The organism is Thermodesulfobacteriota bacterium (genome assembly GCA_035325995.1).
GTDB lineage: Bacteria > Desulfobacterota_D > UBA1144 > Nemesobacterales > UBA2774 > JADLGH01.
This window is the reverse complement of sequence record DAOKYU010000001.1, coordinates 24,128-36,044: the sequence shown is the minus strand read 5'-3', so window position 1 is coordinate 36,044 and position 11,917 is coordinate 24,128. Positions and strand designations below refer to the sequence as shown.

Genomic DNA, 11,917 nt, shown 5'->3' with positions numbered 1-11,917 from the left:
GTCAGAACGGGGCCAGGGCGTTGCGCGCCGCCGAGTCGTATTCGTCTCCGCCGTCTTCGAGCACGATGCGCCGGTTGATGTAGACGTTCTCGTTCTCGCCGCGCGTGCGCTTGGTGATCTCGAGCTTGACATTGATGAGCTTCTCCAGGTTGGCCGGAAGCTCGGAGAGCTTGTCGAGGTCCAGCCCGCAGGTGTGCAGGTCCGTCTTGAGCCACTTGATGTTTTCGCGGGTGGCCATGACGTTGTTGCGCCACAGGAGCCTGCCCCGGAACTTCGGGGCGAGGATTCGCAGCGTCCACTTGAGCATGGGGTTTCCCGAGGTCTGGGCCCGGGTCAGCTCCACCCGCTCGACGTTCACCTGGTACTTTCCGTCCGGGATGGTCTCGAACTCGCGTTCCTCGACCTCGGCATGCGCGAAATCGTCGTCGAACTGTGCGAGGTCGATGTCCTCGGTGCCGCGGGGCTCGTCGAAATGTCCGTAGTCTTCGTTCTGCATGGTCTGTTCCTCCATCTATGGGGTTTATTTACCGGCGGGTGCGGGCTTTTTGTCCTGCCCGTCCCCCGGTGCCGGCACCGACCGCGGGGCACTCGCCCTCGGCGCGGCCGCCGGCCTGTTGAATGCTTCAATGAAAGCCTGGAAATTGAGGTCGATGGTTTCGGGAAGCCGTCCTGTGCGGTCGCCCGCCTCGTAGTGCGGGCTGGGCTTGGTGCGCATGACGCGGCGGTAGACCGGTTTGCCGCTCTCGTCGCTCGTCACTTCCAGATCGCAGAAGAGGATCAGGTCGACCATGCCCAGCACGATTTTGCGGGCCTTGTCGGGGAGCGTCGGGATGATGCGGATGTACTTGCCGGTCCGCGTCTCGATTTCCTTTTCCTGGGAATGGGAGACCAGGACGAGTCCGTAAGGCAGGAAGGCCAGCTTGGTCAGAACACGGTGAAACTCGTTGTTGATCAGCGCCCAGCCCTTGCCGTAGCCGAGATCGGACTCGTGTTCGATCTTGAACTTCGCGCAGATGTAGTCGCTGCACATCCGGTAGGCGTTGTCGACCGTGTCGAGAATGACGGTCTTGAACGGATGCTTGCCCTCGGCGATTTCGCCGCAGGCGGCCAGCAACTCTTCCCAGCTCCTGATGGGGACTTGAAAGACATCCAGCGAATTCAGCCCCGGTTCGGTGGCGAGAAACAGCGCGCCTTCGGACCGGGAACACCAGGTCGATTTGCCGATCTTGCTAGGGCCGTAAACCAGCACCGTGAGATCGGCGTGATCTTGTTTGGGGGGACTTTTCTTCGTAGGCAACATGTCGGTTCTCCTTTTCTATGGGGTCCTCAAAAAGCCGAAGCCTCTTCGAACGAGGTCTCGTCCCGCAGCTCTTCGTGCGGGGGGACTTTGCGGTAAAAGTTCTCGATGACGTTGGTGCTGCCGTCGGCGCGGCAGAGCGGGAAATAGGCGCAGGACCGGCGGTAGTGGAAACAGAAGGCGGTGTTCTGGTAGAAGACGCCGCGACGGCGCGCGTCGAGAAAGGCCTGGGTCAGTTCCCAGAGTTCGGACTGCAGGGTCTCGAACCGGTCACGGGAGAGATAAAGCATCTCCCGGTGGAACATGCCCGGCTCGGTGTACTTGGCGGCCAGCCGCGCTTGAAACTCGTCGTCGCTTTCCGGCAGCCTGCGTTTGGCGCTGCTCTTGCCGGTCTTGGATTTGGCGATCAGATCGGCCCGCCGCGCCTCGAACTCGGCCTCGGTTTCACCGCGTCCCTGTTGCAGACGGGCCTTGACCAGGATGTTGTAGAGGACGCCCGCGATGCGGATGCCGAGCGTCTTTTCCACGTAGCGGGAGTAGAGGACGATCTGGAAATCGGTCCAGAGCCGCTCCAGGTAGTCTGCATCCACCTGCGAGGCGGTCTTGTGCTCGATCAGGAAATGCTCGTCGCCGATCCTGACGACGCCGTCCACCTTTCCAGCCAGCACGAAGCTTCGGGATGAAGCGCCGGTGGCCGGGTTGACGATGCTCCCCTCGAAGGTCTTTTCGAGGGCGACGACATCGAATTCCTCGCTCGCATAGCAGGCCGCGTAGCCTTTCATCATCGCTGCGGCCAGGTGCTAGTCCCGCTTCTGCTCTTCCTCCTGCGCGCGGTTGGCGTAGGTTCGGTCGATGAAATCGAGGACGAGTCCCAGGTCCCTGCCGCCGTGCCAGATTTCCAGGCACTTGTGGATCACCGTGCCGAAGGCCAGGTTGTGGTCCCGTTCCAGGGGAACCAGTTCCTGGATGTAGCGCCACTCGCATGCCTTGCGGCAGTTGCGGAACAGGCTCCACATCGAATAGGTGGTGGTCGTTTTCGCTTCCATCAGGCGGCCCCCGTGGCTTTGAGTTCGGGGCCGATCGCCGGGCCGTCACCCACGCGTTGGACTTTGAAAGCCTCTTCCCCGAACTCTCGGGTGAGAAAGCCGGTGAAGATGCGGGCGATGGCGCGGCCGACCTCGGTCGCCGCATCCACGACGCAGGAGCGCTTGTGCGAATCCAGGCAGAAGGACGCGTCCAGCCGAACCAGCGACCGGCCGTGAAGGCTCTCGGCGGCGAGCACCGCCAGGAGCAGAGACTCCTCGATGTCCCGGATCGGGACCTTGGAGTCGAAGTTGTATCGGTAAAGTTCTCGGTTCATGATCTTGCCTCCATTCCGTTCAGTAAGGTCTGTTGGAGGGCGCGCCCGGGCCGGATGCTTTCGGCGACCTCTCGGACGCCTTCCATGCATCCGACCCGGTCAATACCTACCGGAGGCGGACCCGGACCGTCGGACGATCAGAGGTAGTCCCTCAGTCCGGCGTCTTCGAAGATCGCGCGCAGCTTGTTGATGGACTCGTAGATCGTCCCCCGCGGAATCCCGGTGTCGCGGGAGATCTCCGTGACGGTGTCGGTATCGAGACGCCGGCACAGCTCACGCAGCTCGGGGGGAAGCTTCTCGATTGCTTTGCGAACGTCGAGGGTGAGATCGCGCAACTCGGAGGCAGGGCGTGAAAGTCTGCCCGTGCGGCGCAGGTAGTCCTCCTGATCGATGGTCTCCATACGCTCGACAGAGCCGCCTTCCTCGTCTTCCAAGCGGTCGTTGAGCGAACAATTGCAGAGCCGGTAATCCCGCAGTCCGGCCTTCCGCGCCTCGATGATGGTGGCGATCTTGTGTTCCACCACGCGGGCGATGAAGGTGTTGCGTTGGGCGCGGTCGGGGTTGTACTTGGGCAGGCGTTGGAGCAGGTCCATCAGCATCTCCTGCTCCAGGTCCTCGCGGTCGGACTCGGTGAAGCCCACCCGTCCGACCAGTTGTCTTGCCTTGTACTTGATGATCTGAACGGCATACTCGTCGATTCCTTCGTAGCGTTTGTCGAAACCCATCTGAGCCTCCTCGGGGCCGAGGAGGAGCTCGTGTGGGTGTCGACCTATGCCGGGACGACCGCTCTAAACGAAGCGAGCGGAGGTGTTGCGAGTACGCCGGTATCGGCGACACCCACAACGACCTCCGCTCTGCGGCCAGTCTGTTGTCTGGTGATGGACCGTGCTCTATGGCCGGGTCTGAATCAGACCCGGACCGCGTCCGCCACGGTCATGCGGACGGGCAATCCGTTGTCGATCATGAGTTCCTGGATCGAGAGCGAACGCTCCCGGTCGAAGACCTCGAACAGCTCCGCCACCTTCTTTTTCAGAGCGAAGCCGTCGTTGCCGCGGGATTCGTTCGGCCCGTTGTCCTTGCCGAACAGAAACAGCCGCAGCACGGTGGGCGGGGGATCGAAGACCGGCTCGCCGTTTTGGACGCGCAGTCCCTCGATCCGCCCGTAGTTGACCTCCTGCATCAGCTCGACCAGGCGTTTCCTGGCAGGAGTCAGGGCCGCCTTTGTCACAACATCCGTCATACCGGACCTCCTTTCGCGCACTTGGGCGCATCAACGAAAAGCCCCCTGGGAGGCGGGTCCGGCGAATGGACCTCCCAGGGGGCGTTCACCCGGATCATCCGGGCGTTTCTTCCAGGGTGAGGGTCTCGCCGGACCGTCACCCCTCTTTGGCGAAATTTCGATGAGAGGGGCGGGACGGCCCGGCGCGTCGATGGTGAAGGACAGGAAAATGCTGAGATTTCAGGCGGATGCCTGGGCTACGGAGGGGAAACTTTTTTTAACTTTTTTTCCGGATGCCCAGCGAAAATTCGCTGGGCCGGAAGATAGGCTATTCGTCGGGGGAGATGAGGAAGAGTGCCTGCCAGCCCTTTCCGTCATCCGTCAGGCGGAAGGGATCGCCTTCGATGCGGAAGAAGTCGCGCAGGTTGGCGGCGAGGAGTTCGCGGCGTTTCTGGTTGCGTCTGTGGGCCTTGTTGCTGCTCCAGTCCAATACTCCACGTTCATCAGCGAATACCTTGAGCAGCTCCCATTGAACGGTGGGGTTCCCATTCTTCTTATTGGCCATGCCCATCTGCGTGTAATTGAACACGCCTCCGGCCGATTTGACTTTGACCGAGACGGTATGCCCGTCCTTGAAGCGGATCGACACGTCCCCCCATGATGCATCCGGCGGTGTAAGGAAAATGGCTGTGGCACCATCCTCCTTCGGAGGCGGAAGATTGACCCCGCGGAATTGTGCCAGGATTTCATCGAGGGGACGAAGGAGCTGAAGTTGTCGCTTGTCTCCGATGGCCACGCTCTCCGACAGGGACACGAAGCCCGACCGCTTGTCGGTTAGGCGCTTCTCCGCCTTCGCGGAACAGAGCTCCCGCGTGGGAGCCAAGAGGATGAACGGCGTGCCATTTCTCCCCAAAAGACCGTCCAGCCTCTCATTGAAATCATCGGGCTCAATCTGGATGGCCAGGTAGACCGGGAAACGGTATCCGGCGTATGGAGAGTAAACGCCGATGCGCGTCGTGCCGGGAAGGTCGGTTCCCGCGTCGGTTTCTTCGATCAGGTCGAAGACCTTGGCGAGCGCCGTGTCGAGAGCCGGACGATCCAGCTCATATGCCACGATGTCGGATCGTCGCAGGGCAAAGGTCTCGCATCCACGTTCGCACCTGCAGACGGCGACAATGTCCTCCGGATCGTGCACGACCACTTCGTGCTCACAGCCGCAGCCGCGTTGAACCATGCAGGGATGTGAAGACGCCAGTTTGCCGTTCGGACGAAGGAAGGCCTTCGCCGTCCCATAATCGTTCCCGAACCGGGCTTTCCACTCGGCATCCACCGCGGCCGCGCCGGGGACGGTTTCGAGTGCCTGCCAGAATCCGGTCGGTCTATTCCTCATCGTCTTCCTGCTCGGCAAGGATGAATCCGCGCTTGGTGAGCCAGTCTTCGACCACGGAGGCGTCACTGTCCCTGGTGTACTGGGCGATGTTCGATGGGCGGATGGTCACGGTCCGGGCCGTCTTGGAGTCGGTGAATTTCACCTGAAAGCTCGCCCGGATGATCCGTGCCTTCTGGGGCATGGTGCGGCCGCGCCCGGCGTAGGCGGCGAACACGTCGTTGGCCTTGCGTATCTCGGTCTCCTTCTCCGCGCCGCCCCAGAAAAACTGAATCTCCTTGAGCCGCACCCATTCCATGCCGTCCACGTCCGTGCAAACGACGGAGGCATCTCCGTCGGTCCGGAGCGGCTCGAGCGTGTATTTGCCGGTCTCAGGGAAGAAATCCTCCTTGCTGAACACATGGCGGCCGAACTGCTGGCGGAAGAGGTCCTTTTCCCCTTTTCCACAAGCGTGCATTCGAATCTCGCCGATGGTCGGTTCGTAAACCAGCACGTCGTACTTTTCGGGACGGTAGAAGACGCTCGAAGCCTGACCGCCGTCGAGGCTGCCTTCGCGCCGCAACGGATCACCGTGGCGCACCAGAAACCACACGGAATCCTTCTTGGGGTAAACGAAGACCTTCGATCCCCGTCCGCGCTTTTTCTTCTCGAACCAATCGTCGAGGTCCTTCTCCAGAGCCACGAGGGCTTTCGCTGTCGGCTGTTTGAACTTAGGGATCGGATGTGTATCGGTCTGAAAATACTCGAAGGACCGGGGCTTCAAAAGGTACTGCTCGGCGTGCTTGCGCTCGAGAAGGCCCTTGTCCTGCAGGTAGACCTGAACGGCCACGTCGGCCGCGGTGGGGTCGGGGTTCCCGTCGAGAGAGATGCCATTGTTCTCCGCCTCTTGGAGAAGGACGTCCATAGCTTCGGGCGTGGCCATCTCATGCACAAAGTAGAGTGCGTCGAGCAGGCCCTTCGGCGTGTCCGTATCCGGGTTCATAAGAACATTGACGAGTTGGTCGTAATCAATGCCGTCGGAGGCGGACGGCGGTGGCAACGTCAATCCTCGGCCGTCAAAGTAGGGCTTGTGAGGGTTCAGCAGAGCCAATAGATGCTCACGCGCGATGGCCTTGAGGCCGTCGGCATGGGCAAAACGCCTGAGATTGTACGTTGCCATTCGTTATTTCCTCCTTGCTTCTTATTGCCAGGCCGTCCCCGGCGTTTGAGTGTTCGAGCCGGGCCGCCTGACGGCGACGACCTTGCCGAGGATGCGGAGCCCGTCGTCGGGTCCCACCGGGATCGGTCGATGGTTCGGGTTCTCCGGTCTCAGTTCGATTTTCTCGTCACGGATGAAAAGCCGTTTCACCGTGGCTTCGTCTTCCAATAGGGCAACCACAATATCGCCGTTCTCCGCCACAGCTTGCTCGCGTACCACCACCAAATCACGTTCCCGGATACCGGCATCCACCATGCTGTCGCCTGTCACCTCGAGGGCGAAACACCGACCCGAGCGGGCGATCCCGCCTTCGACCAGCACCTCGCCGACGATGTTCTCCTCGGCCAAGATGGGCTGGCCGGCCGCCACCCGGCCGACGATGGGGACGGCCACCAGATCCGGAACGTCATCCTCCGGATCGCGCAAGATGACGATGCCGCGGGCCTTTCTCGCCTCCCGCTTCAGATAGCCCTTCCGCACGAGCTGGCTCACTTGGCCGTGGGCGCTGGCGTGCGATATTCCGAGGATGTCCGCGAGTTCCTTCATGGTCGGGGGGAACCCCCGCCGGTTCGTGAAGAGGCGGATCTCCTTCAATGTACGGCGCTGCGGCTCGGTTATTTCCTGAACGGGGCGTCTGCCTCGCGGTCTTTGACTCATGTGTATCCTCAACCATCCAAATGGCTTATCGTCGAACACCAACAGCCGCAGGGCCCGGTCAGGGCAAACTACGGCCACGTTACAGGCTGATATTATACGACCTGATAGGCGTCAGGTCAATAGAAAAATGTACATGAATCAGGGGGTTTGAGGAATCGCTGGCGGGTGAGGAGAAGAGAGATCGGTGATCGGACGGGTGGATAGAGAGGCGGCCGGTTGCCCTGAGCGGGGCGTCAGCTCATCCGCTCGGCGGTGAGCTTCGCCCACATCTTTCGTTGACGTGACCATTGAGCAACGGCGGCAATGGGACGGACCTCTTTCTCCCGAATCTGGTCACGCCCCTTGACCGTCCGGGGCAGGAAGAGAATCGCCTCTTGGATGTCCGGGGCCAGGTTGAGTAGGTTCATGATCTGGGTGATGCGTGCGCGTGTCACATAGCCGAGCCTGGCCAGATCAGCGTAGTCCCGCACCTCGCCGCGCCGGACCAGTCCGTCGAAGCGGATCGCCAGGGCCATCAGCTTCGAGATGCGGGGCAGATTCCCCGGCTCGATGGTTCGGTCTGCCTCGTGGGGATGGTTGTCGCTCTTCCTGCCGTTCTTGGGTTTGAAACTGAAGGAGATCTCCAACCGGCTTAGCCAGGTCCCGTCGGATGCGGTATTCCTCATGCCGACACCTCCCGGCTGCGGATGTCGGCCTCGCTGCACAGCGCCTTGACTCCCGGTGAGCGGAAGGTCACGGTCACTCTGCCGTCCCGCCCGTCATACCCGACGCGCTCGACGAGGAGTCGGACGATCCGTGATTGTTCTCGGGGAGACAGTGACTCCCAGACCGGGTCGAAGACCGCCAGCGCCCGGGCCAGGTCGCCTTCATCAACAGTTTCTCTCTGGATCGTGATGACCTCTTCGCGTATGGCGGTCATCCGCTGTTCTATGGTTCGAATCTGATCCTGCAGGTCGGCGAGCTGGTCCATGGCAGCCCCTCCGTTCGAGACGGCGGTGAAGGACTCGCTCACCAGCTTCTGGATTCTGGTGTGCAGCCGTTTGAGTTCACGCTCATGGCCGCGTTGTTCGGTTTCCAGTTCCGCCATGCGCTTGCCGCTCTCTTCCCGAACCTTTGCAGCCGTCGCTGCGATGATTTCCTCATTCCTGCCTATGCCTCGGATGTGTTCGACCACCGCGGTCTCGATCTCGTGCGCGTTGAGCGACTTGGTCGGACAGGACGCCCAGCCTCGTTGCTGCGCGTTCAGGCAGACGTAGTAGCGATACCGTTTGCCGTTGTCCTTGGCCGTGTAGGTATGCACCATCCCCGTGCCGCAGGGAGCGCAGTAGAGCAGTCCCTTCAACAGCGCTCCGTATTTGTTGCGCACCTCTTTTCCTCCGGTGCTGCCGTTCCGCCGGAGAGCATCCTGCACCCGCTGCCAAAGATCGACGTCAACGATCCCGTTGTGTTCGCCGTTGTAGATGGTTCCCTTGTAATCAACCTTGCCGGTGTAGATCACGTTGGTCAGGAGCCGGAAAAGACTGTTTTTGGTGAATGGCTTTCCGCCGCGCTCCTGACCCTTCTTGGTGGTCCACCGCTTGGTCTGCCAACCGCGGCGGTCGATCTCCTGGACGACAGGGATCATGGCTCTCTGCTCCAGGTAGAGCTGGTACATCCCTCGGACCTGTACGGCTTCGTCCTCGTTGACGATCAACCTGCCGCCTTTCGGGTCGACGTCGTACCCGAGGACCGGCATCCCGCCGACCCACTTGCCCTTGCGGCGCGCGGCGGACATCTTGTCCCGCGTGCGCTCCGAGATGATCTCCCGCTCGAACTGGGCAAAGGAAAGCAGGATGTTTAGGGTGAGCCGCCCCATGGAGCTGGTCGTGTTGAACTGCTGGGTGACGGAGACGAAGCTCACGGCGTGCTTGTCGAAGAGCTCCATCATGCGGGCGAAGTCCAGGAGAGACCGGCTCAGACGGTCAACCTTATATACCACCACGCAGTCGATGTCGCCCGACTCGATGCCGGCGAAGAGCCGCTTGAGGGCGGGCCGCTCCATGTTGCCGCCGGTGAATCCGCCGTCGTCGAAGCGATCCGGGATGCACACCCACCCTTCGTGTCGTTGGCTCGCGATATACGCCTCCGCGGATTCCCGCTGAGCGTCGAGGCTGTTGAACTCCTGCTCCAGCCCCTCGTCAGTGGACTTGCGGGTGTAGATGGCGCAACGGATCGTCCCGTTGGTTCTTGATGCCGACTCCCGGGCTTCTCCCCGGCCACGGTTATTGTTTCTGCTCATTCGTTCCTCCTCTCGGGTTTGCGGCTCCCGCCTCTGGCCGCGGCATCGGCGATGCCGAAGAAGAGGAACCCGTTCCACTTGCTCCCGGTGACCTCCTGAGCGATGGCGGATAGGGACTTGTAGCGTCGGCCGTCGAACTCGAAGCCGTTGTCGAGTACCTTGACCACAATGTCGCGGCCTTGGAACTCGCGGGCGAGCAGAGTTCCGGGCAAAGGCAGCCTCGGGTCGCGCGACGGGGATATGCGGCCGGTCGCCGTTCTCGCTTTGACCTCGGAGGAACCCGAGGCGACCGGATCACGCGGAGCCCGCGTTCTCAGGTCGGCGTCGTTGGCCAGTTCCTCGGCTCTGCGCCGGGCCCGCTCCGAAAGATCACCCTCCGCCAGGGCCTGAATGCGCCAGGCGATTCGCTTGCGCAGAAACTCCTTATGGTAGGAGCGGGTCTCTTCTCCGAAGACCTCGAGGTACTTGTCCCGGAGTTCTCCGACGGTCATCCGGGAGAGCCCCTGGACCTCTTGATACGTTGTTGCTTCCATCCGAAACCTCCTTGGTTCATGGGCTTCGCCCCGGCGGGCGGTTCGTCCGCACCGCAATCTCAGGGCGTTAACTCGTGAATGAATGAAGGCTTCGGTGGCCCGGAATATCAAGGCGAATCGAAGTAAACGCCTCAGATTCTTCAACTTGCGCTACATGCTCTGCCCCACTGCCGGAATCTGGGGCGATTCGGCGGCCGTTGCGGTGGCGCATGTAGCCCCGGGCCAGGATCGTGGCGATTTCCGATATCACCTCTTCAAGTGAGGCGGGGACGTGTTCGTTGTCCGGCATCCGGTCCTCCTTTTGCGGGAGGCCGCGTAAAGGTGCCGTCGTGGATGCCGCTGGGGCGGGATCGGCCTGACGTCGAGAAGACCGTTGGAGCCCGTCCGACACCACCCGAAGGCGATGCCGCCGGCACCCACAACGGTCTCCGATCTCACGGCCGTTTCCGCTGTCTGGTAATCCGCTTTCGCCGGACCCACTGGTCCGGCTTTCGTCGGATACCTACCGGAGGGGAGTTCGAAACGTCGAAGCGGGTGCCCGGATGCAACCGGGCTGTTAAACAAGGCGACTCGAAAAACGGAGAACGGGAGAATTCGGAGAGGACATTTTCGGTGAGCGCCCGCAACCCCCAGGGTTGCGCCCGGTCCCCGGACTGCGGGCTTCGAAACGGAGAATAGGGGTAAATCTGCGGGCGGGCGTAAGTCGGCGTGGACACGCCGGAAACGACGAGACCCCGAGGGGATCACCCCACGGGGTCTTGCGTTAACTAAGCACCGCTGAAATCAGCGGATTGAATTTTGGCTCCGGCGGAGGGATTCGAACCCCCGACCTAGTGATTAACAGTCACCCGCTCTGCCAGCTGAGCTACGCCGGAACCGATTTGTAAGGGCTTAAAACTAAAGCGAATAAGTTTATACAGTGGAACCCTGTCCGTCAAGAGAACATCGTCAAATCGCCGGTAAAATTTATTGAAAATCCCCTCGGCAACGGGCTCTGCGCCATATTTTGCCGGTTGCCTAGCCGCCCGGCGAAACGTATACTAATAGTCAAACTCCAATTTACAGTATAGTATCCTGCCCATGCCCGAAGAAGAAGATAAAATCCGCGTCGATCCTCCCCCGCAAAGTGCGCTCCTTCCCGCGCATACCACGTCTCTACAGAGATACCTGGCGGAAATAAGCAACTACCCGGTCCTCAGCCGCGAGGAAGAGTACAAGCTCGCCATGAAGTACAAGAACGACGGCGACCTCGAGGCCGCGAGAAAGCTCGTCACGTCCAACCTCAAGTTCGTAGTCCGCGTCGCAAACGAATACAAGAACTACGGGCTGAATACGATGGACCTCATACAGGAAGGGAACGTCGGGCTCATGCACGCCGTCAAGGGATTCGACCCGACGAAGGGATACAGGCTCATTTCCTACGCCGTCTGGTGGATACGGGCCTACATACAGAACTACATAATAAAGAGCTGGAGCCTCGTAAAGGTCGGCACGACCCAGGCGCAGAGAAAGCTCTTCTACAAGCTCCGCTCGGCAAAGAACGAGCTCGAAATGGGGGGCGACAATCTGAGCGCCGAGGACTACCACGAGCTCGCCGACAAGCTCGAAGTCTCGGACGAAGCCGTCATGGAGATGGACCAGCGCATGACCGGGAAAGACCTCTCTCTCGACGCCGAGATCAAGAGCGAGCACGACGTTTCGCACCTCGATTTTCTGGCCGACGACGACGAGAACCAGGAAGATATACTCACCAAGGCCGAGGAGGAGCAAAAGGTCAGGAGCGGCATGGACGTCGCCTTGAAAACCTTGAAGGACCGCGAGCGGTACATTATAGAAAAACGCGTCCTCTCGGATAACCCGCTTACGCTGGAAGAGCTCGGCACGAAGTTCAACATCTCGCGCGAGCGCGTAAGACAGATCGAAAGCGCAGCCCTAAAGAAAATCAGAAGCGCACTCGAAGACGAAGGGATAAGTAAATAGAGATTCTG

15 protein-coding genes and 1 tRNA gene are annotated in these 11,917 nt (G+C 60.9%); 1 reads left to right on the top strand and 15 read right to left on the bottom strand.

Annotation, left to right across the window (positions count from 1 at the left end; genetic code table 11):
* Position 1: 1 nt before the first annotated feature.
* The 15 genes from PKC29_00170 to PKC29_00100 form a co-directional block, all read right to left on the bottom strand.
* Positions 2 to 496, bottom strand: coding sequence for a DUF669 domain-containing protein (locus PKC29_00170; GenBank protein ID HML93826.1), 495 nt, complete (start codon positions 494 to 496; stop codon positions 2 to 4).
* A gap of 24 nt (positions 497 to 520) precedes the next feature.
* Complete coding sequence (locus tag PKC29_00165; GenBank protein HML93825.1) at positions 521 to 1,300, bottom strand: ATP-binding protein; 780 nt, start codon at positions 1,298 to 1,300, stop codon at positions 521 to 523.
* A gap of 26 nt (positions 1,301 to 1,326) precedes the next feature.
* Entirely contained in the window at positions 1,327 to 2,082 is a 756-nt protein-coding gene (locus PKC29_00160; protein ID HML93824.1) for a PD-(D/E)XK nuclease family protein, read from the bottom strand.
* A 15-nt stretch (positions 2,083 to 2,097) separates the two neighbouring features.
* Complete coding sequence (locus tag PKC29_00155) at positions 2,098 to 2,343, bottom strand: hypothetical protein (GenBank protein HML93823.1); 246 nt, start codon at positions 2,341 to 2,343, stop codon at positions 2,098 to 2,100.
* Positions 2,343 to 2,657 carry a hypothetical protein gene (locus PKC29_00150; protein HML93822.1) on the bottom strand — a complete coding sequence of 105 codons (315 nt, stop codon included), beginning with the start codon at positions 2,655 to 2,657 and terminating at the stop codon, positions 2,343 to 2,345. The genes PKC29_00155 and PKC29_00150 overlap by 1 nt, the downstream gene beginning before the upstream one ends.
* Before the next feature lie 137 nt (positions 2,658 to 2,794).
* A complete protein-coding gene (locus tag PKC29_00145) occupies positions 2,795 to 3,382 on the bottom strand; it encodes a sigma factor (GenBank protein HML93821.1) in 588 nt (195 codons plus the stop codon).
* A gap of 182 nt (positions 3,383 to 3,564) precedes the next feature.
* Positions 3,565 to 3,897: a hypothetical protein gene (locus tag PKC29_00140; protein ID HML93820.1), complete on the bottom strand. Its 333-nt coding sequence runs from the start codon at positions 3,895 to 3,897 to the stop codon at positions 3,565 to 3,567.
* A gap of 307 nt (positions 3,898 to 4,204) precedes the next feature.
* Complete coding sequence (locus PKC29_00135; GenBank protein ID HML93819.1) at positions 4,205 to 5,266, bottom strand: hypothetical protein; 1,062 nt, start codon at positions 5,264 to 5,266, stop codon at positions 4,205 to 4,207.
* Positions 5,256 to 6,422, bottom strand: a complete 1,167-nt coding sequence (locus tag PKC29_00130) for a hypothetical protein (GenBank protein HML93818.1) — start codon at positions 6,420 to 6,422, stop codon at positions 5,256 to 5,258. Before PKC29_00130 ends, PKC29_00135 begins: the two co-directional genes overlap by 11 nt.
* Positions 6,423 to 6,443: 21 nt before the next feature.
* The gene (lexA, locus tag PKC29_00125; GenBank protein HML93817.1) at positions 6,444 to 7,118 is read right to left on the bottom strand and encodes a transcriptional repressor LexA; all 675 of its coding nucleotides are present in this window, start codon (positions 7,116 to 7,118) and stop codon (positions 6,444 to 6,446) included.
* A 233-nt stretch (positions 7,119 to 7,351) separates the two neighbouring features.
* Complete coding sequence (locus tag PKC29_00120; GenBank protein ID HML93816.1) at positions 7,352 to 7,783, bottom strand: hypothetical protein; 432 nt, start codon at positions 7,781 to 7,783, stop codon at positions 7,352 to 7,354.
* Positions 7,780 to 9,396 (bottom strand): recombinase family protein, encoded by a 1,617-nt coding sequence (locus PKC29_00115; GenBank protein HML93815.1) that lies wholly within the window; start codon positions 9,394 to 9,396, stop codon positions 7,780 to 7,782. Before PKC29_00115 ends, PKC29_00120 begins: the two co-directional genes overlap by 4 nt.
* Complete coding sequence (locus tag PKC29_00110) at positions 9,393 to 9,929, bottom strand: DUF2924 domain-containing protein (protein ID HML93814.1); 537 nt, start codon at positions 9,927 to 9,929, stop codon at positions 9,393 to 9,395. Before PKC29_00110 ends, PKC29_00115 begins: the two co-directional genes overlap by 4 nt.
* 67 nt (positions 9,930 to 9,996) lie before the next feature.
* Positions 9,997 to 10,218, bottom strand: coding sequence for a hypothetical protein (locus PKC29_00105; GenBank protein HML93813.1), 222 nt, complete (start codon positions 10,216 to 10,218; stop codon positions 9,997 to 9,999).
* A gap of 510 nt (positions 10,219 to 10,728) precedes the next feature.
* A tRNA-Asn gene (locus PKC29_00100) sits at positions 10,729 to 10,804 on the bottom strand.
* A gap of 205 nt (positions 10,805 to 11,009) precedes the next feature.
* On the opposite strand from PKC29_00100, the gene rpoH reads away from it, so the two are divergent.
* Entirely contained in the window at positions 11,010 to 11,909 is a 900-nt protein-coding gene (rpoH, locus tag PKC29_00095) for an RNA polymerase sigma factor RpoH (GenBank protein HML93812.1), read from the top strand.
* The last annotated feature ends 8 nt before the right edge of the window (positions 11,910 to 11,917 follow it).

Excerpts from the sequence above, each read along its gene's own strand:
- PKC29_00150 (HML93822.1), bottom strand. The coding sequence starts at position 2,657 with ATGAACCGAGAACTTTACCGATACAACTTCGACTCCAAGGTCCCGATC.
- PKC29_00135 (HML93819.1), bottom strand. The coding sequence starts at position 5,266 with ATGAGGAATAGACCGACCGGATTCTGGCAGGCACTCGAAACCGTCCCC.
- PKC29_00165 (HML93825.1), bottom strand. The coding sequence starts at position 1,300 with ATGTTGCCTACGAAGAAAAGTCCCCCCAAACAAGATCACGCCGATCTC.
- PKC29_00110 (HML93814.1), bottom strand. The coding sequence starts at position 9,929 with ATGGAAGCAACAACGTATCAAGAGGTCCAGGGGCTCTCCCGGATGACC.
- PKC29_00140 (HML93820.1), bottom strand. The coding sequence starts at position 3,897 with ATGACGGATGTTGTGACAAAGGCGGCCCTGACTCCTGCCAGGAAACGC.
- PKC29_00155 (HML93823.1), bottom strand. The coding sequence starts at position 2,343 with ATGGAAGCGAAAACGACCACCACCTATTCGATGTGGAGCCTGTTCCGC.
- rpoH (HML93812.1), top strand. The coding sequence starts at position 11,010 with ATGCCCGAAGAAGAAGATAAAATCCGCGTCGATCCTCCCCCGCAAAGT.
- PKC29_00170 (HML93826.1), bottom strand. The coding sequence starts at position 496 with ATGCAGAACGAAGACTACGGACATTTCGACGAGCCCCGCGGCACCGAG.
- PKC29_00115 (HML93815.1), bottom strand. The coding sequence starts at position 9,396 with ATGAGCAGAAACAATAACCGTGGCCGGGGAGAAGCCCGGGAGTCGGCA.
- PKC29_00130 (HML93818.1), bottom strand. The coding sequence starts at position 6,422 with ATGGCAACGTACAATCTCAGGCGTTTTGCCCATGCCGACGGCCTCAAG.
- lexA (HML93817.1), bottom strand. The coding sequence starts at position 7,118 with ATGAGTCAAAGACCGCGAGGCAGACGCCCCGTTCAGGAAATAACCGAG.
- PKC29_00145 (HML93821.1), bottom strand. The coding sequence starts at position 3,382 with ATGGGTTTCGACAAACGCTACGAAGGAATCGACGAGTATGCCGTTCAG.
- PKC29_00160 (HML93824.1), bottom strand. The coding sequence starts at position 2,082 with ATGATGAAAGGCTACGCGGCCTGCTATGCGAGCGAGGAATTCGATGTC.
- PKC29_00120 (HML93816.1), bottom strand. The coding sequence starts at position 7,783 with ATGAGGAATACCGCATCCGACGGGACCTGGCTAAGCCGGTTGGAGATC.
- PKC29_00105 (HML93813.1), bottom strand. The coding sequence starts at position 10,218 with ATGCCGGACAACGAACACGTCCCCGCCTCACTTGAAGAGGTGATATCG.